Origin of the sequence: Marinobacter metalliresistant (assembly GCF_038098645.1) — a bacterium.
Taxonomy (GTDB): domain Bacteria; phylum Pseudomonadota; class Gammaproteobacteria; order Pseudomonadales; family Oleiphilaceae; genus Marinobacter; species Marinobacter metalliresistant.
The window spans coordinates 478,939-499,520 of the sequence record NZ_CP101118.1; the positions used below are offsets into that span (position 1 = coordinate 478,939).

Consider the following 20,582-nt stretch of genomic DNA (forward strand, 5'->3'; position numbering starts at 1 on the left):
CAGTCTTGAAAACCTGGTTCGTGAACTCCTTATAAGGTGCGGGCCTGAACTATGGGTCCAGTCATTCAGGCAGACGCACGTTAGCGACTTGGCTGGATCGAAAGGGATTTCAGTCTATTTGGTCGGGCCTAAAAGTCCCAAATTGCAAATGACCACTTGTGGTAGTCACCACGCTGATTTATAGTGGTGACTATACCCAATGACTATGGTGTGTCCATGAACCAGGAACAGGTAACGAAATCACAATTCAAGGCAAGGGCACTTGAGTATTTCCGCAAGGTTGAGACCTCTGGAGAGTCGGTAGTGGTTACGGATCGCGGTCAACCAACTGTAGAGATTCGACGCTACCGGAGCGATAAGCGGTCGCCGCTTGAGCGGTTGCGCGGGAGCGTTCTGGAGTTCAAGAGCCCGACAGAACCGGTTGCTGAAGACGATTGGGAGGCTCTGGATTGATCGTTCTCGACACTCACGCCCTGATTTGGTGGGTAAATGGTGACAGCCAGCTTTCCCCGAACGCCAAGGCGGCAATAGATCACGAGCAGCAGGATGAGGACGGAATCATCCTGGTCTCGGCAATATCGGCGTGGGAGATCGCCCTGCTTGTCGGACGTGACCGTTTGACTCTGGGGATGAACCTCGATGACTGGCTTGAAACCGTCCGTGAAATTGAGGGGGTGAAGTTTGTACCTGTTGATGAGGTGGTGGGCGTTGAATCAACACGTTTGCCGGGTGACTTTCACAAAGACCCAGCCGACCGGATGATTACCGCCCTCGCCAGACACTTCAATGTGCCGCTGGTAACAGCAGACGAAAACATCCGGGCGTACAAGCACGTTCGGTCAATTTGGTGATAGGAATCCAGGAGAAAATCGTGAGTGAAGAACGCCTCTATTTTGAAGCTGCGCCAGTGTCGGAGTTGTGTGGTTGTGTATCAGTTGCCCTCACCGAAGTAGGGCCAACAAACAACGACGGTTGAGTTGTCCTTTTTTCACCCTTGAAGAAGGCAAAACTTAACCTTTGACTATTTCGATGCTGAGCGATTAAGACGCTTATAAACACAAGCGAACATTCACCAACGAATAGAATGACAAGCTTCCGGCTGTGATTTTTGGAAAATGTCCGCTTGACTGACCTGGCAATCGACGGATTATTCTCTACTATGCGTCTCGTTATTTCGCTGGAAAATGGTCGGCGCCCCAAAACCCAAAATGCCATTTGAAATTAAATAACAGCGAACTGCTTCACTTAACCAACGCCAACGTTTTATCAACGGAGGCGGGAAAGGTTGTTTATGCCTTCAGGCGGATATTCCATTTCTTTTCATTGATGCTGTGCTGCACAGTGGCCCGTGTTCGGGCAGTGACCATCACTGCGCTCCCATTGAATAGTCGTGTGCTGGATGCCGAAGTGCTCTTTCAACATTGCGGCAGCCTCACTGATGATCTGGTCGTCACTCTCGGGGTCCGATTTTACCAAGTGAACGGTTAGCGCATTTTCAGTGGTGCTCAATGCCCAGATATGGAGGTGATGGGCAGACTGTACTCCGGGTAGATTCTCAAGCTGCTCATGGACCGCTGAAGGATCAATGCCTTTTGGAACGGCATCGACTGCCAAATTAACGGAGTCCTTGAGCAACTGCCAAGTGCCGAAGAAAATAACAGCGGCAATGACGAGACTGACGATCGGATCAATCCAGGTCAAGTTGGTAAACATCAGTATCGTTCCGGAAATCACAACGCCCACCGAAACCGCCGTATCGGCGGCCATGTGCAAAAAGGCGCCACGGATATTGATGTCACCTTTTTGCCCTTTGAGGAAAAGCATCATGGTTGCGCCGTTGATCAGCACCCCGATACCCGCAACCACGACTATGGTCAGGCCAGCAATGTCAGCCGGATTTGTCAGGCGCTGAATGGCTTCCCAGGTAATCCCACCGACAGCGGCAATGAGAATCAGAGCGTTGAAAAGCGCCGCAAGGATTGTGGTTTTCTTCAGACCATAGGTTTTGCCGTAAGTAGCGGCCTTACTTGCGAGCCAACTGGCCGCCCAGGCCAGAATCAGACCCATCACGTCACTTAGGTTGTGGCCTGCATCGGCTAGCAACGCGAGAGAGCCGGAAAGAGCCCCATATACCGCCTCGACGAGGACAAACACCGTGTTAAGAATTACTGCAATGGCAAACGAACGGTTGTGAGTGTCGAAATGATGGCTGTGATCGTGACTGTGGTCGTGCATGTTTGCCTCTATCAACGAAGATTTTGTACACAATTTTGAGCCCCGTAGTAGCTACAGGGTCAAATATCTGAAGGCAAGACTCATGAATCAGCAGGCTATTAGTCATTGAGAGTATGGCCCAACCAGGATAAAGGTTCCCAGGCAAGGTTCAGCGGAGGGAGTCCGTTATCACTCTGGGAGAGATACGTTTACCCGACCTCCGCCGGGCTTGCTAAAGACAACCTCAATGCGCAAGCCAGGATTGTTGTCGAGTAATGTCAGGGAGGCTTCATGCAGCTCTGAAATCGCAACGCAAAGAGAGAGACCGAGTCCGTTGCCAGGGGTGGTGCGCGAGCGATCCAGGCGATAGAGGCGTCGCAGTACGTTACGGCGCTCCTCCTCGGGAATGCCGGGGCCGTCATCCGAAACGACGAGCAGGATTTCCTGCTGGTCAGACTCGACCGAAAGCGAAATTGTCGAGCCAGCTGTGGTGTGCCGCAGGGCGTTCTCAATCAAGTTGGCGGTGAGTTGACCAAGAAGCGTTCTATCCCCGCGCACAATAGCGGGGGCGTCCGGCAAACGTGCCATGGTAAGTCTGTGACCACTGTCTTCAGCCACCGGTGCATAGATTTCAAGGAACGTTGACAGAACCTCTGCGAGATCTACCGTATCGAAACGGGCTTTTGCACTTCCTCCCTCAATCTGGGCAATCGAAAGAAGCGAGTGGAATACTGAGGCCGCGCGTTCGGCTTCGGTGAGCGCATTGTCGACAAGGTCAGTTTCGGGGGTACCCGTCGCCAGATGCTCTCGAAGTCTTGTCAGAAGTACGAAAATCCGTTGTATGGGAGTCTTCAGGTCATGGGCAATATCCGTGGATACCTGGCGCAGGGCAGACATGGATGCGTCTTGCGCTGATGCCATTCGGTTAATTCCGACTCCGATTCGGGACAAATCATCGTTCTGATCAGCGTGTGGAACCCGTGACGATAGATCGCCCCGCGTCATTTGTGCGAGCGTAGATTCAATATGCCGGACGCGCTGTGCAGAGACCAGCGCCATCCAGACCCCGGCGCCCAGCGAGAGGACCAGGGTTGGCAGGATGCTCAGGAAGAGCACCCCGGCGAGGGTTTCCTTTATCTCGTTTATTGGGGCGCGGCTTTCGCCGACGATGAGCACACCCTGGGCCACGTCTTTTTTGCGCAGTACGTAACCTTCATCACTAAGCTTTTGGCTGCCATCGCGTTGTTTTAGATCGATCTGGCGATCATGCAGTTCGACCTGAGCGTTTCCAAAGCTTTGTCCGCTTGATGTGACGAACACCACGATGCGGTTCCGGGGATCGGTAGTCGCTGCTTCGGACGCGACAAGGGCGGCAAGTGTGTCAGGGCTGCGCGTCGAATGAAATTCAGCTATCTGTTGCTTGAGATTAGCATTAATCTGGTCTTCCGCGTTTTCAACCAGTTGCATCCAGGCAAACCCTAGGCTGGCCAGATTTACGGTCGTAAACACTGCAACAAGCCCGAGCGCCAGTCGAACCTGAGAGGACCCTAATAACTTCCGAATTCCAGTAAGGTTTGAGGTATCAGTCAATGATTCGGTATCCCGCGCCACGAACGGTTTCTATCAGTTTCCTCTCGGAGGGTTGGTCGATCTTGGCCCGCAGGCGACTGATGTGAGTTTCGACCACATTCGTTTGTGGGTCGAAACTGATATCCCAAAGTGCTTCCAAAAGCATGGTGCGGGTCTGGACACGTCCTTTTCGCCGCATGAGATGTTCGAGAAGCGCGAATTCTCGCGGCAGCAGGTCAATTTCTCGATCTGACCGCGTTACTTTGCGGCGACTCACATCCATGGTCAAATCGTCGACAGACAGGAGGCTTTCCCGGATTGTTGTTGCAGGCCGCCGGGCCAACGCCTGAATGCGGGCTAGAAGTTCACCAAACACAAAAGGCTTGACAAGGTAGTCGTCGCCACCTGCCTTTAATCCCTCAATCCGGTCGTCTACACCGCCAATGGTGGTCAGAAAGATTGCCGGTGTTGTGAATTTTGCTGCTCGCAGCGTCTTGACCAAAGATAGTCCGTCAAGGCCCGGCAGCATCCGATCAACAACCAGCATATCATGGTCAGCACGCATGGCTTGCCCAAGACCATCACGCCCATTGGCGAGATGGTCTACCACGTGCCCCTCCTGCCGGAGACCGTTCACAATGTAGTTTGCGGTTGTACAGTCATCCTCAATCACTAGAATTTTCATTAATCGGGGCTCTCGGTCTCAGTGGTATTTGAGGTCAACTTACGTTATGAACAGCTCTGGCATCATGTTTCTCGCCGAGCTCGTCCGGTGTCTTTGCCAGCCGGACACCGATGACAAGCAGTGCCCCAATAAGAGTGCTCATTGCTGCTGCGATGAAACCAAATCCAATTCCGGCCAGGATGACGAGAAAAAAAGCAGTGCGAGCGCCAAAAGTTTTCAATTTATAGATCATGATGTATCTCCTCAGATTATCGTTACGACAACGGCAGTCTGAAGCTCGTTGTATTCAGTGTTCTGAGACCTGTATTAACTCCGCGTAATTTAACTTGGATTGGCTGGCCTTAAGGCGTGATTGATCAAAATAACAAACTCGTAACTTTCAGGACAGCAGATTGGTAGGGCCGGCCTCTAGATTGGGTATCAAGGTAGCGACGGTCGCTGCCCGATAATCAAAGGGTAAAACACATGAAAACTCAATCGAAATCACGTTTTTCTCGTCTAATGGCTGTGACGCTTGCAGGCACTGTGGCTTTTTCCGGACTAGGCGCAATGTTTGCCAATGCTGCCAGTGAACGAAAGGACGAAACGCAAATTCAGGCACTTTCCTCCACCAAATTGACACTGTCCGATGCAATTCGCACGGTCGAGAGCGCTGGCCAGGGGGTCGTGACCGGCGCTGAATTTGATATGAACAAAGACAGCACTTGGTATGAGGTAACGATGCAGAAGGGTTCTTCCGAAGTTGACTACCGTGTAAACCCGATGACCGGCGCGATCATCGATAGCTCATCCGATGCCGAGGAAAGTGACGGCGACAGTGATGCCGACGAGGCAAAGGAGAGTTCGGAGATACAGACTGCCAAGTTCTCCATTCTGCAAGCGGTTTCGCAAGCCGAAGCCAAGGGTGGCAAGGTCCTGGGTGCTGAATTCGAGAAGGAGGACGGTGCACTCGCCATCCAACTTGAGGTTGCTGATGCTGCCGGGGCTGTGTCGGAGCGAATGTTTACTGCTGATACCGGAACCGCCATCAAAGGTGATCAGGATCACAGCCAGGACAAAGACGACGAGGAGCATGGAGGAAGTGAAGAGAGTCACGAGAATGAACAGAGAGATGAGATGGATGAATGATACTCACTGAAAGGCATGTTGCCGCACCAATGGGCGGCAACGTACTTGTCAAAATCCTCCCGGAAACCGGTTCAGTACACGGATAATTCGTTTCACGGACACTCAATCTGAAGGACTCCAATCATGACTACACTCACTTCCGCCAATGTGAAGCGGGCGCTACTGCGCGTCCCTGAAGTCACTCTCGTTTTCTGGATCATCAAGACACTGTCAACCACCGTCGGCGAAACCGGAGCCGACTTTCTGGCCTTTAATCTGGGCTGGGGTATGCCCGTGACCAGCCTATTGATGGCGGGCATCATGGTTGTATTGCTCTATCTGCAATTTGCTAAATTCCAGCGCTACGTACCCGCCAATTACTGGTCTCTGGTGGTCTTGACTAGTGTCCTCGGCACTCTTATCACCGATATATTGGTCGATCTGGCAGGCGTCAGCCTGGTTACGCTGAGCGTTGTGTTCACCGCACTGATGCTGACCGGTTTCTATCTATGGTATCGGGAGGAGGGAACGCTTTCGATCCACTCTATTGATTCAGGCAAGCGCGAGGCCTGGTATTGGGTAGTTATCCTTATGGCCTTTGCCCTGGGTACTGGCGTTGGCGACCTAATCTCCGAACACTATGCCTTGGGCTACGACAAGGCGCTGATGCTGTTCAGTGGTTTGATCGCGACCGTGGCGGTGGCCTATTACGCACTCAGGATGAATGCGATCGCGGCTTTCTGGTTGGCCTACGTACTGACGCGTCCGCTAGGCGCCTCGTTGGGTGACTTCATGATCCAGACTCCGGCCGATGGAGGTCTTGGGTTCAACACAATGATGGTCAACGTGGCGTTCCTGACCGCGATCGTTTCTTTGGTGGGCTACGAGTTTGTCCGCGTCAGGCAGGCACTTTCGGGAGTGCCGGTCGAAGCGGGACAAAACTGAATAAATTCAGTCTTATCTTTGGCAACCCCACCGAAAACGTCAGCGGTAATTGGTAGAACGGTTGCCAGGAAGTGCACAATATTCAGCGACACTTCCTGGTAACCTTCTCGCTTTCTCAGTCGGGCTCCTGCAATGATGGATTCGATCACCCAGGCAACCTTGTCTCTGGCCCAGAGTGCCGGTGTCTGGGGCTATTGGTTTGCCTTGTTCGCGGCCCTGATAGAGACCGCCTTTCTGCTCGGCCTTCTTGTGCCGGGTTCAGCACTGCTGTTACTGATGGGGATGCTGGCCGGCCAGGGCGTTTTCGATATTGGCGACCTGCTATTTTTTGCAATTGTCGGGGCCACGCTCGGCGATAATCTCAACTATTTTCTTGGACGCCGTTATGGTCGGCAATGGTTGCGTCAAGACCGTTGGTTCCTGAAAGCGGAGCACATGGCAAAAGCGGAGGGTTTTTTTCATAATCACGGCGGCAAAAGTGTGTTCCTGGGTCGGTTCGTGCCATCGGTGAAAGAGATCATGCCTTTCGTTGCCGGGATGGCCGACATGGAACGGCGTTCATTCATGATCTGGAACCTTGCCGGGGCCGCCGGTTGGAGCCTGCAATGGATCCTGCCTGGCTACCTGTTTTCACAGTCTCTTTCCCTCGCCCAGACCTGGCTCTCCCGCCTTGGCTTCATGGCGGTCATTCTCGTCATCGTGCTGCTCCTCATCTATGGACTGCGCTGGTCGCTGTTGCGCTATGGACCCAGCGGTTTTCAGTTTCTCAGATCGATTCTTCAGTCGATCAGCGCCGCGATTAGTCGGAACCCGGAGGTTGTCGAGCTGACGCGACGTTTCCCTACCATGGCTCATTTTATCCGGCAGCGCTTAGACCGGACCTGCTGGCGTGGCCTACCTATGACTCTGACCAGCATCAGTGGGCTTTATCTTCTTTTCGTGTTTAGCGGGTTGGCGGAAGACGTAGTGACCGGCGATGCCGTAACAGCGATAGATGCGCGCGTTGAAGCGCTATTAGCCAGCGTTCGAACACCATTTTTCAACCATTTGTTCTATGCCATAACTTCACTTGGTTTCTGGCCGTTGGTCGTCAGTGGTCTATTAGCCACCATTTGCTGGCTCTGGTATCGCCGGGCGGCTGAGCTTATCCTGCCGCTGGCCGTTTCTGTCGCAAGCTGTGAGCTTCTGACCGTGCTTGGCAAGTTGATGTTCCATCGCCCGCGGCCGGATGGCGGTTTGATTGAAGCGGGGGGCTTTTCCTTTCCCAGTGGGCATGCCAGCATCAGCGTCGCGTTTTACGGTTTTGTGATTTATCTGGCGATGCGAACTGTCAGGCTTTGGCGTACACGCCTCAATTTGCTGATGCTGGGCGTGTTGGTGGCGCTCTTGATCGGATTCAGTCGCCTTTATCTCGGAGTCCATTACCTCAGTGATGTGGTCGCCGGATATCTGGTCGGAGCCATGGGTTTGATGCTCGGCATCGCGGCCACCTACCTGAGCCCGGCTCACGGGCGATGGTTAGAGCAGCAGCTCGCACTCGCTCCGTCGTTCAGGTTGGCCGGTATTGTTCTCGGGATTGCATCCTTTATGGTTTTTTCACTGATGTTCAACGTCGCCAAGGCGCCGGTATTTGCAGTAAAGCCCGCACAGGCAAGTGCGGCCGTCATTCAGTTGCAGGCACCGCAATCGGTGTTGCTGCGCAAGGGTAACCAGGCTAACTCACTCCTTGGCGCACCCGAGGCACCGATCAACCTGATTTTCGTGGCGCGCAATCTCGACCAGGTTCGAGCTTGTCTGACAGCAGCTGGCTGGCTAGAGGCGGACGCCATTCATTGGCGCAGCGTGCCGAATGCTTACCTGAGGGCGTTTCAAGGCAAGGATTACCCGAAAGCACCGTTGTCACCCTGGTTTTGGGGCGCCAACCCGCAAACTCTGGGTTTGGTCCAGCCCGGACAGCACGGCCAGGTTTTTGACCGACGTTTTCTGCGGGTCTGGGACACGAACCATGCCTTGAATAATGGTGAGTGGGTCTATGTGGCAACGGTTGGCCAGGAAACAAGGAAACGCTGGCATCTCGTGCCGCGCCCCCTGCCGCATTTCAACCGGGCCCGCAATCTACTCGTCCGGAAGCTACAGGCAGGGCAGTGGGCGACCGGTGTTTCCGAGGTCTACTATCCAGACTCTCCCAGCAATGCCACGGAGGGGGCCAGTTTATCCTACGATGGAAGTCTTAGTGTGATTACTTTTGCAACCGGGTGCCGGTGAGTCTGTCCGCCGGGTGGTTTTGATACTGATTGAGCCTTCTCCCCAGCCTCGCGGTTACCCGCTAAGCTGGAAGGCGACGAAGCACTACAAGGGAGAAGACTCATGAACTTTTACCATAGCACCCACCGCCATTATTGTGGAATCGATCTGCATGCCCGCAGCCTGTATGTCTGCATCATCGACCAACAGGGCGAGGTACTTCTGCACAAAGAAATCAAAGCTCGCCCGGAACTGCTACTGGCTGTGCTTGAACTGTTTCGTGATGATCTGGTGATCGGTGTCGAATGCATGCACTGCTGGTACTGGATCTCGGATCTGTGTGAAGAACACGGCATTCACTTTATCCTGGGCCATGCCTTGTATATGAAGGCCATTCATGGCGGTAAAACCAAGAACGACCGCATCGATTCCTTCAAGATCGCCATGCTCATGAAGGGCGGCAATTTCCCCCTGGCCTACGTTTATCCCAAGGAGATGCGGGCAACCCGGGATTTACTTCGCAGACGCACCCGCATCGTCCAACACGGGGCCATGCTCAAAGCCCATGTGGTGAATACCACGAGCCAATACAACCTGCCGCCCAACAAGGCCAACCTGAAGAATATCGGCGCCCGGGAACAAGTCCGGGCGACGTTTGCCGACCGGGATGTCCAACACAACATCGATCTCGACCTGGCCATCATTGAGTGCTATCACCGGGAACTCAGCAAGCTGGAAGAACATCTGGAACGGCAAGCCAAACAACACGATCCTGCCTCTCTGAGTGTATTGCGGACCATTCCTGGTGTGGGTCGTATCCTGGCCCTGACGATGCTCTACGAAATCGGCGACATCCAGCGATTTGAGACGGTGCAGAAGTTTGCTTCTTACGCCCGGCTCATCAAGTGCAAAGCCGAGTCTGCTGGCAAAGTCTACGGCACCCAGGGCAACAAGATCGGTAATGCCCATCTGAAGTGGGCTTTCTCGGAGGCCGCCGTGCTGTACCTGCGGGGTAATGACAAGGCCCAACGCTATTTACAGAAACTCCAGAAACGCATGAACAAACCCAAGGCGCTGTCCGCGCTGGCCCACAAGCTGGGCCGGGCTGCCTACTTCATGCTCAAGCATCAGAGGGTGTTCGATGAACAACGATTCCTGAAGGGTTAGTCACGCCACGGGGTGAGCATGACGTCTAACTGGATCAAACAGGATGATGGCTGAAAGCCCGGTGTCCGCTGACTGGTACTCGATACCAAACCGGCCTTCTATCACCGCCGTTGAAGCCAGTCGCTTTGATTAGCCACCCCGTGGGCGTGCCTTAATACCATGAGCCAGTGCGCTTACACCGGTCCTGAGCCTGAAACTAACTGGAGCTACGCAGCCAGATCCTTGAATAGTGCCAGTGACCGGTTAACCGATGAATGTCTGGTGCCCCTGATCGACCGAAGGAACGACTGGCCAGGCGGTGGTCTAAAGCCACGTAAGAGAGCCCCTATATGTGTTTGCTGTGAGTGCCTGACAGCCATACGAGACTGACGAAGCAGGCGTTCTCGCTCATGGATTTAGATTGGCCGCTGGCGCGGCCAAAAAAACACTATTGCCTATTGATTCCGAGAAGGCTCATATGTGTTACCTGGCGCTGTGTTCCAATACCAGAAAGCCAAAAGCCGCAGCACACAAAAGCCATGCCGTAATAACGACTGCGGCCGCAGTGTGACTAACCGGTCTGGCAATCACCTCAGCAGCTTTCGCGCGACTCGCTTCTATCACATTCGTTGGCGTCAGCCTGATGACAAGCATGATCCCCAACGGGAGGAGAATAATATCATCAAGGTAGCCAACAATCGGTATAAAGTCCGGTATGAGATCGACAGGACTCATGGCGTATGCTGCAATCGCGAGCGCAAGCAGCCGAACGACTATCGGAGTATTCGGGTCTCGCGCTACAAAATATGTTGTCAGAGCATCATTTTTGACACGCAAGGCGGCAGCTTTCAGTTTTTTGATCAAGCTTCGAGGTCTCGTACAAATAACCGGACTCAAAACACAATGTCCAGGCACTGCGTACCGGATTTTTGCAGTGAGTTGATTTGGAGAGGCGATTTAACCAACCTTTGGCTGGTTGCCCGTTGCATATAGAATGTTCAATCATTGATCTATTCGAGCAAGAGTGGATTTCCCAGTCACAAAGCGAAATTCCGTCCCTTCGTGATTTGATTGCAAGAGTTCGAGAGTCCATCCGAGCCGTTCTGCCACCATTCGAACAATCAATAATCCAAACGTTGAATTCTTGAAATTGCCCGTTTGCTTGACACCGAAAAGGCGTTTGTCGGCTTCGGAGAATTGTTCCAGTTTTTCAATGGGCAATCCCGTGCCAAAATCCCGCACAATGATTTCTCCGGTCTTTATGGTTATCTCAACGTCAGAACGTGTGTGGCGAAGCGCATTCTGGATCAGGTTGCGCAGAAGCATCCGGACTAAAGAGGGAGGCGCAACGATGGCCTCCTTATCATCACCTTTGAGCTTAACTCGACCTTGATATTGGGGAGTTCCTTGCTCCAGGTCGGCAACCAAGTCGCTGGCAAGACGGTAGACTGAGAATCGGCGATTAGTCTCTTCTCGATCCTCACTCCGGGCAAGTGCAAGAAGAACTTCGATGTCATCCTTCATTGCGTGGGTCGTGGTGCGGATCCGGTTGATCGTTTTCTGATTGGCTCCAGAGAGGTCTCCTCGTTGGTCGAGAACCTCAAGGGCTCCGGAAATGACGGCCAAGGGCGTACGAAGCTCATGGCTGGCAAGTTTCACAAAGGAGCGTTCCCTCTCGATATGGCTTTCAAGCTCGGAGAGAAAACGATTAAATGAATCCGCGATATCGGCAATCTCCCGATCGTCGTAATCGCTGTTGCATCGCCGCATGTTTTTGGAGGGTTCAATACTCTGAATTTCATGGGTTAGGCGTTTCAAGGGCCGAACAATGTAATTTGCAGAGACTCTGGAGAAGAAAAACGCTGCGAAAAACATAACACCAGTGATGCCAAGCAGAATCCACTGAATAAGTCCCTGCCTGCTTTCCAGAATCGTAGTGTCCTGTGCCAGATAGAGCTGGCCTGCGGGATTCTCTATCTCTTTGGCAAAGACCTGTTTGGTAACGCCGTTTTCCTCAAACTCATCGGCATGGGGCAAGTTTAGCCCCTGAAAGTAGGAAGGAAGCTCGGAGTCTGATTTACCTGTTGGAACAAATAACACCTCCAGCCTAGGTGTTTTCAACGAACGAAAGGTTCCTGCCTTGAGCTGTTCTTCGAAAAACTCCGTATCCGCCCTTAATTCAAAATTCAATATGGTGTCATCTGCATCATCTATAAAAAAATCAACAGCAAACATAGCAATCGCGGTCGTCGCCGAAACAAGAATAAAAATTGTTCGAGCGAGACGCGCAGCCACCGACTTCTTCGATGTCTTGTTCTCATTCTGCATCGGGGGGATCCAGTCTGTATCCACGACCGTGAACGGTCTTAATCATCCCATGACCCAGTTTTTCCTTTAGCGATTTTCGGAGGGTGTAAATATGCGTTCTTAAACTCTTACCTTCAAAGTCGTCATCCGAACCCCAGAGGGCATCGCACAATGCCTGGTGACTTAAAAAGTTTGGGTAGGCTCGAATGAGCAGTTCGAACAGCCTGGCGGGTGTTCCTGAAATCTCTGTCTTCAAGCCATGAAACTCGACTTCCAGAGTTCCGGGGTTGAACAAAATATCACCCCCTCTTAATACTGGCTTCTGAGGGGCGTATCTCCGATGAAGCGCCTCTATTCTTAGTTTTAATTCCTTTAATTCAAAGGGCTTGACGAGGTAATCGTCTGCTCCGGAATCAAATCCTTTTTCTTTATCGTTTATATCCCCTAGAGCAGTCATCATAATAATAGGGGTTGGGCATTGCAGGTCCTGGCGGATTTTTCTGGCAATCTCGAAACCATCGACTCCGGGAAGCATCAGGTCAAGTATGACGATGTCATACGTCTGGGTCGCCAACAGGTGCAGAGCCGTTAACCCATCGGCTGCATAATCCAGCGAGAAACGATCCTCCCCCAGATATTCAAAGATATTCTCCGCCAGATCGACTTGATCTTCCACGATCAATAGTTTGAGCATATCGAGGTTAACCACTTTTCGAGTTTAGTTCGGGACCAACGGGGCCATTCTGGCTGTTGTCTGGCGGAAGATCGATAGAGAATAGTTGATATCGTTTGTTCTCCCCGACCTTCTGAGCGTCAGCGGCTTTTGGACCAATGACCTCATCGACCGCACCGTTTGGAATTGCGGCAAAGACTCTGGTGTACTCGTCGTTTTCCAGCACACTTTTGAGCTCTGATGAGGTCACTTCCACAGCGTCCCCCAACGAATAAAAACGTGCTGAAAATGGCAATTCGCCAATGTAGAGGATAGGACTATCCCCCGTTTGGTGAACGCTCTCATACCGGCCTATCAATTGCTTTTCGGTTTTTAGTGGCACTACGCCACTTATACCAATGAATACAAAAAGGGTAATGAGGACGGGCGCAAGCAATACAGCCCCCGACCTGACTCTGGACCAGGCACCTAGATCAAGCTTCGACACCCACCCGGCGATCAGAATTGCCGAGAACGGCAGAGAAGGAAGTATGTATGTCCAAAGTGTGTTGCCAGCCAGGGTGAAGAACAGCATAGGCGCAATTGCACAAAGCAACAGATACGGCGTCGAGGTATCTTCCACAATGCCAGTGAAGAGTTCCTTTGTTTTGCCTCGCGCTACAGACCACCCAAAGCCAACCAAACCAATGATTCCCCAGGGAAATGAAGCCCAAAGCCAGAATACCCAGATCATGCCCTTGGGCCGGTTATGGGCGCTACCGTACAAATCGCCAGCCCATCCCGGATCCAGAAACCGGCTAAAGTGTTCGCCAATGATGAAATAGTTGAGGAATCCTGGCGTTTTCAGTTCGGCGAGCACGTACCATGGCACAGCAATCACCAGTGTCAGAAGTGATCCAAGAAACCAGGGCAGTCTTTTCAACGGCTGCAGCCGCTGCCTGAAAATAGCAGCCCAGAGCACAAGGGGGGTAACGGTCAATACAACGGCCAACGGTCCCTTGGCCAACAAGCCGATAGCCAGACCCACGAAAAACCACCAGCGCCAGTAGCCCGACCGGCCCGAAAGCACAAACCACATGCTCACCAGGGAGAGGGTCGTTCCAAAAACCAGGAATGTATCAGTCATGACTGCGCCGGCACTGATATAAGTGAGTGCCATGGTAGAGAGCACTAGAGCGGACCATCGGGCGATCAGGGCGCCGCGCGCATACTTCGCAAGGCACCACGTTAGCCAGACGATTCCGACAGTCGCGAACCATGCCGGTAATCGCAGAGCAAATTCAGACAATCCAAATATCTTTAGAGAGGCAGCCTGAGCCCAGAATGACAGGGGGGGTTTTCCCCAGAAGGGAACGCCGGGTTCAAACCAGGGTGTTATCCAGTCCCCGGATTCCGCCATTAAACGGGCGATCTCAGCGTATCGGGGCTCCGTTGTATCCGCGAAGGGAAACAGCGTCATTCCGATAAAGCGACTCAACAATACGGCAGCCAGTACCCAGAACCAGGGTTCAATTCGCTTTAGCATTCTTGACGCCTCTGAAGTTGCTAATTTGTTCTCGGTTCGACACCTCTCGGTTTTCGACCACTTCTTCGGTCAGATAGAGTGGCCTCTGTTTCGTTTCGATGTAGGTTTTGCCCACATACTCACCGACGATACCAACGCTCACCAACTGTATGCCGCCCAGAAAACTGATGAGGGCAATCAAGGACGGATAACCGTCAGTCGGATCGCCAAGTATGATCGCCTTGACTACAATCCAGACACCGAACAATCCGCCAATAGACGCAGCCAGCAGGCCAACAAGGGTTGCCCATCTCAGAGGCGACACTGAAAAGGAGGTCAACCCTTCAAGGGCCAGGCCAACCAAGCCAGGGTAATCCCACTTGCTCTCTCCAGAAGCCCTCAACGCCCGGTCGTATTCGATGATCGTCGTCGGCATACCAACCCAGGCAAATAGTCCCTTCATGTACCGATTGCGTTCTCCCAGCTGAAGAACGGCTTCGACCGCCCGCCTACTCATCAATCGAAAATCACCCGTATCGACCGGTATTTCAGTCCGGCTGGTCCTATTCAGCAAACGATAGAAAAGGTGCGCACTCCAGCGCTTGAAAAAACTCTCCCCTACGCGTGATCGGCGTTGCATCAGGACGACATCAAAGCCCGACTTCCAGCTCCTGACCATCTCGGGAATATATTCAGGTGGGTCCTGTAGGTCCGCATCCAGAACGATCACCGCATCCCCCCTGGCATGCTGAAGCCCTGCCGTTACAGCTGCTTCTTTGCCAAAGTTGCGGCTTAACTTGACCAGGCGGATGATTGATCCCCTTTCAATAACCGTCTTTACAAATTCGGCACTGCCATCTTCACTGCCATCGTCGACGACCACGATTTCCGAAGGAATATCCAAGCTCGCAAGGATCGGCAAGACATGCTCCAAGAATATGGGGAGCATTGGCCGTTCATTGAAAACCGGAACCACGAGGGAAAGCAGCTCTGATTCGTTCGGTGAGCGGGATGTCTTAAGAGGTTTGTTCACGGAACACCAGCCTTTGGTAGACAACATAATTAAATGCAGCGACAGCTACAGTGGTTAGGAGCTGTGCGGGAGCAACAGGTATTTCAAACAGTCGATTCAGGACGAAAAAGATCAGAACGTTTAGAAGAGAAGCGAATGAACAAGAAAGGACATATCGCCAGACGGCTTCAATGTGTGGCCGCGCTGTTGGAAAGGCCAGAGTCCGCTGCAACCAGTAATTGGTAACAGCTCCGACGACACTTCCAGAAAAGGTGGCCGCTACGGGATCCATGCCAAGCAAAACCAAGCCAGACATGGCCGCCCAATGGAAAAGGGTTGCCATTCCTCCAGCGGCAACAAATCCACTTATTTGTTTAAAGGAAACCTTCTTCATCCTGGCCGACACACCCACGCAACTGACACTTTTGGAGATTTCCACACAGGGTACTGGGGGGCAGTCAGAGTTTGTTGAAGGATTTATCAAGAAAATGTCAAATTCTAATCCTGGGCTTCGTAGTGGGGTAAATAAACATCGCTGAATCGCATGGCCAACGAGTATCGATTTCTCAGCGCTCCACAGGCCAATCCGTCATAGACGATCGCTCGGCGCTAAAAGCCCGAGTGCAGATAGTGCTACACGCATCCGGATGTCAGTTTTTTGGTTTTGAGCGAAAATCTGTATTTGGAATTCGTCTGAAATAGCGCAAAACAATGCTGGAAGGGGTAGTCGAGGTGAGATAGTCGGACGCTTGCAATGCGCTCACATTTACGCGCGCTCAAGATGGTTGAAGGCTTTCTTGAGATCACCAAACGTTTCCGCCTGACGTGCTTCTTGAAGCTCCGCTTGAAAGAATTGCTTTAATTCTCTGTGCATTACTGTCTGCGCCTTGGACTTACCCCGGTGCAGTAGACACTCCTGGCCTATGATTAGAGCATAGGAGGAATTGCCATGAGCAGCCAACGTTATCCCCCGGAATTCAAGGATGAAGCGGTCCGGCAAGTACTGGAGCGGGGCTATACCGTCGCCGAAGTATCGCAACCACTGGGAGTCTCGGCTCACAGCCTCTGCAAATGGGTTAAGGCCGTGAAACCGGATAAGTCTGATGAACAGGCTGCCGAATTGGCCGAAGCCAAGAGCGAGATTCTCAGGCTGCGGACCCAGATGCGCCGGATTGAAGAAGAGCGCGATATCCTAAAAAAGGCCGCTCGGTACTTTGCCAGAGAGCCTGAGTAAAGTACCGGTTCATCAACGATCACCGACGCCAATTCAACACCATGACCATGTGTCGCGTGCTTCAGGTGGCCCGTAGCGGTTTTCATAAGTGGCTGCATAAGCCCTTGTCTGACCGAGCGATCGATAACCAGCGGCTGCTAGCGCAGATCCTGGCGTCTTACCAAGGCAGCTCTGGCGTGTACGGTGCGCCACGAGTGTTTCTGGACCTTCGGGAGGCTGGCGAAACCTACGGTAAGAACCGGGTCGCCCGGTTGATGAAAGAACATAAAATCAAGGCACTGCGAGGCTACAAAGCACCGCGAGTGATCGCCGGAAGACCGTCGATCCTCACCCCGAACAAGCTTCAGCGCGAATTTACGGTGAGTCACCCGGACAAAGCCTGGGTAACCGACATCACCTACATTTGCACCTGGCAAGGCTGGCTGTATCTGGCGATGATCGTCGATCTGTTCTCGCGGCGTGTGGTGGGTTGGTCCATGAAACCCACCCTGCATCGCAGCTTGGTGGTGGATGCGCTCTTGATGGCCGTCTGGCGTCGACGCCCGGAAGGATACGGTGCTGGTGCATTCCGACCAAGGCTCGCAATACGGCAGTGACGACTGGCACCGGTTCTGCTGTGCCCACAATCTGGACCCCAGCATGAGCCGTCGGGGTAATTGCTGGGATACGCGGTCGCGGAATCCTTCTTCAGCAGTCTGAAAAAGGAACGCATCCGCAAACGGATCTACAAAACCCGTGACTTGGCTAAGGCGGATATGTTCGACTACATTGAAGTATTTTATAACCGGGTCCGATGTCATACGCCACCTGGGTGGCGTCAGTCCAGAGGCCTTTGAAATGGCCTCCATTTGAGGCTGGGGGAATGGTATCAACTTAAGGAAAAACCACAGCGCCGGCAAGCCAGGTTCCTGCCACATCGAGCCAGCATGAAGTTGGCCAACTGACAGAAACACCCCTTTATTGCCGTGTTGAGAGGACACGGAGGTGCGGATTGGAGAAGAATTGCAGGTCAAGGCGGCCTTTGAGGCGAGCGAAAGCCGACCAGCGCCAAACGCAGTCTTTGAGTCGGATTCAATACGCTCGTGACCGGAGCCTTCGGGTTCAGCGAGTGCGCTTGTAGCCTTCGCACCCGCGGGTTGCTTTTCGTCGGCGCTGGCGCGGAAAACTTCGCCCGGGCCGGATGGCGGTCAGGCTGTTACGGATCAGGGTCAATAGGCACTCCATGGCGTGGGCGCAAGGGTCGACCAGGAGCGTCACCAGGGTGTTTTTCAGGCGCGACACGCCCTGAGTGAAGTTCGCCTTCCAACCCCTTTTGCGGTGTCGGGTTTGTTGCTCAATCCGGGGCTGCTGCAGGAGTTATTGTCAAATCTGGTGTATGACCATCAGGCAGCGTCTCTGTCAGATTGATCATCCACCTGTTCTCCATCCCGAAACTGAACGTTATTCACGACCAGCTTCAGTTGGTCAAACCCCTTGATCCGCTTCCATCGTTTCTGGGCGGATTGGAGTAATTTGAACACCATCGATAACGTGGTGTCGCGGTTGCCACAGGACCGGCTCCGTTTGGTTCTCAACCGCACTGTGGCGAAGGTGGATTCAATCGGATTGGTGGTCCGCAAGTGAATCCAGTGAACCGCCGGGAAGTCGTAGAAGGCCAGCAATTCATCCCGGTCTTTCTCAAGGTTTTCCATGGCCTTCGGGTACTTGTCCCGGAATCGCTTCAATGTGCTGTCAAAGGCTTTGTGAGCGCCATCCCGGGTCTCCGCCAGATAGATTTCATGCAGGTCTGACTTCACCTTCGGTTGTACGGATTTGGGCAGCTTATCCAGCACATTGGCGGTCTTGTGCACCCAGCACCGTTGGTGCCGGGTTTCCGGAAACACCTTGCTCAGCGCTTTCCAGAAGCCCAGAGCGCCGTCGCCCACGGCCAGTTTGGGCGCGCGGTCCAGACCCCGTTCTCGCAAGCCGGTGAGCAGTTCCCGCCAACTGGCTTCGGACTCCCGGTGACCATCTTCAACAGCGACCAGCTCCTTGTGGCCGTGCTCGGTTACCCCGATGATCACCAGGAGGCAGAGCCGATCATCCAGACGAACATTGCTGTAGACACCGTCCGCCCACCAGTAGACGTAGCGCTTCTGGCCCAGGTCGCGGCGACGCCAATCCTCGTGCTCCTTCAGCCACCGCGCCTTGAGCCGGGACACAGTGTTGGCCGAGAGCCCCTTTGCCTGTTCGCCAACCAAGGCACTAAGGGCCTCCTGGAAATCGCCAGAAGAGACACCGCGCAGGTAGAGCCAGGGGATGAGTTCATCCAGACTCTGAGCCCGCTTCAGATACGGCGGCAGGAGCTGGCTGTTGAAGCGAATGCCGGAACCACTGCGGTCCCGGACCTTTGGCACCTGAACGTCAACATCCCCAACGCCTGTCTGGATCGTGCGCTTAGGCAGGTGTCCATTGCGCACCACAGCCTGGCGACCATCGGGTGTCGACACATCGCCATACTGATCCAGTAAACCCTGGAGCTCCGACTCGACTGCCTTGGCAATCAGGTCACGAGCACCTTGTCGGATCAGATCGTGTAAAGGATCGTTGGTGGCTACTTCTGGTTGTGAAAGAGCATGCAGGTTAGACTTGGTCATGGCGTATCGTTCCTCTGTTGGTTGTGATCTTGGCGGTGATCAACCAACAGGATACGCCACCTCTTCAGCCTGCTTCCATACACCAGAAATCACCATAACTCGCTGCTGCAGCACCTGCATCAGCATGGCCAGGTTTTTCAACAGCAGCTTGGCGTGGAAGTCCTGAAGCACCGCGGTCGCGGTGCGACCGCTGAAGTTGTCCAGGGTCAGGGTCTGCTTGAGCCGCCGGTAATCGGTTTCGATCCCCCAACGGCGGTGGTAGAGCCCCGCAAATTCGGTGGCCGGGAAGGCCTGGGTATCCAGCAGTGACGTGGCCAGCACTTCCACCTCACCGCCTGGCAGGAGCACCCGGATCAGGCGCAGGGTGACCTCGGTATCCGGATCGACGCCGGCCTGCTCGCAGACTTTTCGGGACAGCCAGCCCTTGCAGGCGAAACAGAGGGTCTGTTCGCTGTTGCCGGAAGCCACGAAGTCCCTCACGGCCGGGTTGTGCTTGAGAGTCAGGCGCATGGCGGCACAGCCCCGCTCATCCACATCCGGAGTAATCAGCAGACCATGCAGGGTCTGTTGGTCGCACAGATCATAGAGCATGGACAGCCGCGCCACGGGCAGCTCACTGTGACTGCCGAAGAAGTTTTCCAGGGGCTGCTCCAGCGGCAGGTGTACACCGGAGCCGTCCACGCCCAGCAGCCGCAGCCCGCACCATGTGCTGCGCAGGCCCAGTTCATCCAGCTGGTTTTGAAGCACATCGTTCAGCGCCACCAGAGCGGAGGGCTTGAGCTTGCGGCGGGCTTTGCTGAAAGCCTGCGCGGTGACGACCTGTTTTTCGAAAGGCGTGTTGTTGAGCACACGGAAAAATTGATCCAGCTCGGTCTGAAGCGCACTGCCAGGCTGGTTAAGCAGAAAAAGGATCAGATTACGGAAGGTGAGATAGTGTTTTCGGGTGAAATCGCACGCATTTTGGCGATGAGTAGCAATGAATTCCGGGCTATCCAGCAAACTGGTTAATTTATGTACAATTTTTAAGCAGGATCTCGCTGGTGGGGTCAACCGTTGGGTTGGATTTATGGCTCAATTCAGTGACTCCTGAGTTGGTTTGTGGACCCTAATTATATGATATTTTTAGTGAAATGTCTTAAGTTGATGGCATTGCTGTGGGAGCTAGCTCGCTCAATACCTGCCCAATGCCTCTGCATGAGAGCGTAGTGTTCCTGGAGAGTATTGGGAGAATAGGGGCCTCCTTTCTGAGTCAGGAATAGAGGATCTGTCTTTTTTACCGAGGGATGCGCTGCCAGACGGATCGCAA

Annotated in this window: 17 protein-coding genes and 3 pseudogenes; 7 read left to right on the forward strand and 13 right to left on the reverse strand. The window is 53.4% G+C overall.

What is annotated here, in order from left to right; all coding sequences use genetic code 11:
• Positions 1 to 186 precede the first annotated feature (186 nt).
• Both NLK58_RS02280 and NLK58_RS02285 read left to right on the forward strand, forming a co-directional pair.
• Positions 187 to 453, forward strand: a complete 267-nt coding sequence (locus tag NLK58_RS02280; RefSeq protein ID WP_227539401.1) for a type II toxin-antitoxin system Phd/YefM family antitoxin — start codon at positions 187 to 189, stop codon at positions 451 to 453.
• On the forward strand, positions 450 to 851 hold the full coding sequence (locus NLK58_RS02285) for a type II toxin-antitoxin system VapC family toxin (RefSeq protein WP_341581949.1): 402 nt from the start codon (positions 450 to 452) through the stop codon (positions 849 to 851). The genes NLK58_RS02280 and NLK58_RS02285 overlap by 4 nt, the downstream gene beginning before the upstream one ends.
• Before the next feature lie 469 nt (positions 852 to 1,320).
• On the opposite strand, the gene NLK58_RS02290 is transcribed toward NLK58_RS02285, so the two are convergent.
• The 4 genes from NLK58_RS02290 to NLK58_RS02305 form a co-directional block, all read right to left on the reverse strand.
• The gene (locus NLK58_RS02290) at positions 1,321 to 2,235 is read right to left on the reverse strand and encodes a cation diffusion facilitator family transporter (protein ID WP_341581950.1); all 915 of its coding nucleotides are present in this window, start codon (positions 2,233 to 2,235) and stop codon (positions 1,321 to 1,323) included.
• A 168-nt stretch (positions 2,236 to 2,403) separates the two neighbouring features.
• Positions 2,404 to 3,681, reverse strand: coding sequence for an ATP-binding protein (locus tag NLK58_RS02295; RefSeq protein ID WP_341581951.1), 1,278 nt, complete (start codon positions 3,679 to 3,681; stop codon positions 2,404 to 2,406).
• 115 nt (positions 3,682 to 3,796) lie between these two features.
• Complete coding sequence (locus tag NLK58_RS02300) at positions 3,797 to 4,468, reverse strand: response regulator transcription factor (protein ID WP_341581952.1); 672 nt, start codon at positions 4,466 to 4,468, stop codon at positions 3,797 to 3,799.
• A 34-nt stretch (positions 4,469 to 4,502) separates the two neighbouring features.
• A complete protein-coding gene (locus NLK58_RS02305) occupies positions 4,503 to 4,700 on the reverse strand; it encodes a hypothetical protein (protein ID WP_341581953.1) in 198 nt (65 codons plus the stop codon).
• Between the two features lie 233 nt (positions 4,701 to 4,933).
• Between NLK58_RS02305 and NLK58_RS02310 the strand changes: the two genes are divergently transcribed.
• The 4 genes from NLK58_RS02310 (at position 4,934) to NLK58_RS02325 (ending at position 9,931) form a co-directional block, all read left to right on the forward strand.
• Entirely contained in the window at positions 4,934 to 5,596 is a 663-nt protein-coding gene (locus NLK58_RS02310) for a PepSY domain-containing protein (protein WP_341581954.1), read from the forward strand.
• A 123-nt stretch (positions 5,597 to 5,719) separates the two neighbouring features.
• A complete protein-coding gene (locus tag NLK58_RS02315; RefSeq protein WP_341581955.1) occupies positions 5,720 to 6,520 on the forward strand; it encodes a hypothetical protein in 801 nt (266 codons plus the stop codon).
• Between the two features lie 132 nt (positions 6,521 to 6,652).
• Positions 6,653 to 8,785, forward strand: coding sequence for a VTT domain-containing protein (locus NLK58_RS02320; RefSeq protein WP_341581956.1), 2,133 nt, complete (start codon positions 6,653 to 6,655; stop codon positions 8,783 to 8,785).
• Positions 8,786 to 8,887: 102 nt separating this feature from the next.
• Positions 8,888 to 9,931 (forward strand): IS110 family transposase, encoded by a 1,044-nt coding sequence (locus NLK58_RS02325; RefSeq protein ID WP_341581957.1) that lies wholly within the window; start codon positions 8,888 to 8,890, stop codon positions 9,929 to 9,931.
• A gap of 462 nt (positions 9,932 to 10,393) precedes the next feature.
• Here NLK58_RS02325 and NLK58_RS02330 read toward each other — a convergent pair whose 3' ends face one another.
• The 6 genes from NLK58_RS02330 to NLK58_RS02355 all read right to left on the reverse strand — a co-directional run bounded on the left by NLK58_RS02330 (position 10,394) and on the right by NLK58_RS02355 (position 15,800).
• Positions 10,394 to 10,774: a DUF1232 domain-containing protein gene (locus tag NLK58_RS02330; protein WP_341581958.1), complete on the reverse strand. Its 381-nt coding sequence runs from the start codon at positions 10,772 to 10,774 to the stop codon at positions 10,394 to 10,396.
• A 138-nt stretch (positions 10,775 to 10,912) separates the two neighbouring features.
• Positions 10,913 to 12,238 carry a HAMP domain-containing sensor histidine kinase gene (locus NLK58_RS02335; protein WP_341581959.1) on the reverse strand — a complete coding sequence of 442 codons (1,326 nt, stop codon included), beginning with the start codon at positions 12,236 to 12,238 and terminating at the stop codon, positions 10,913 to 10,915.
• A complete protein-coding gene (locus tag NLK58_RS02340) occupies positions 12,228 to 12,911 on the reverse strand; it encodes a response regulator transcription factor (RefSeq protein ID WP_341581960.1) in 684 nt (227 codons plus the stop codon). Before NLK58_RS02340 ends, NLK58_RS02335 begins: the two co-directional genes overlap by 11 nt.
• 7 nt (positions 12,912 to 12,918) lie before the next feature.
• Positions 12,919 to 14,415, reverse strand: a complete 1,497-nt coding sequence (locus NLK58_RS02345) for a glycosyltransferase family 39 protein (RefSeq protein WP_341581961.1) — start codon at positions 14,413 to 14,415, stop codon at positions 12,919 to 12,921.
• Positions 14,399 to 15,427, reverse strand: a complete 1,029-nt coding sequence (locus tag NLK58_RS02350) for a glycosyltransferase family 2 protein (protein WP_341581962.1) — start codon at positions 15,425 to 15,427, stop codon at positions 14,399 to 14,401. The genes NLK58_RS02345 and NLK58_RS02350 overlap by 17 nt, the downstream gene beginning before the upstream one ends.
• Entirely contained in the window at positions 15,411 to 15,800 is a 390-nt protein-coding gene (locus NLK58_RS02355) for a GtrA family protein (RefSeq protein WP_341581963.1), read from the reverse strand. Before NLK58_RS02355 ends, NLK58_RS02350 begins: the two co-directional genes overlap by 17 nt.
• Before the next feature lie 555 nt (positions 15,801 to 16,355).
• On the opposite strand from NLK58_RS02355, the pseudogene NLK58_RS02360 reads away from it, so the two are divergent.
• Positions 16,356 to 17,492: pseudogene (locus NLK58_RS02360) on the forward strand (IS3 family transposase).
• 249 nt (positions 17,493 to 17,741) lie between these two features.
• Here the strand turns inward: NLK58_RS02360 and NLK58_RS02365 are convergent.
• From NLK58_RS02365 to NLK58_RS02375, 3 genes and pseudogenes are all read right to left on the reverse strand, one after another.
• Positions 17,742 to 17,993 (reverse strand): annotated as a pseudogene (locus NLK58_RS02365) (IS4 family transposase); the annotation flags it as partial.
• Between the two features lie 29 nt (positions 17,994 to 18,022).
• Complete coding sequence (locus NLK58_RS02370; protein ID WP_341581964.1) at positions 18,023 to 19,276, reverse strand: IS256 family transposase; 1,254 nt, start codon at positions 19,274 to 19,276, stop codon at positions 18,023 to 18,025.
• Between the two features lie 102 nt (positions 19,277 to 19,378).
• Positions 19,379 to 20,326, reverse strand: a pseudogene (locus tag NLK58_RS02375) (transposase); the annotation flags it as partial.
• Positions 20,327 to 20,582: the final 256 nt, after the last annotated feature.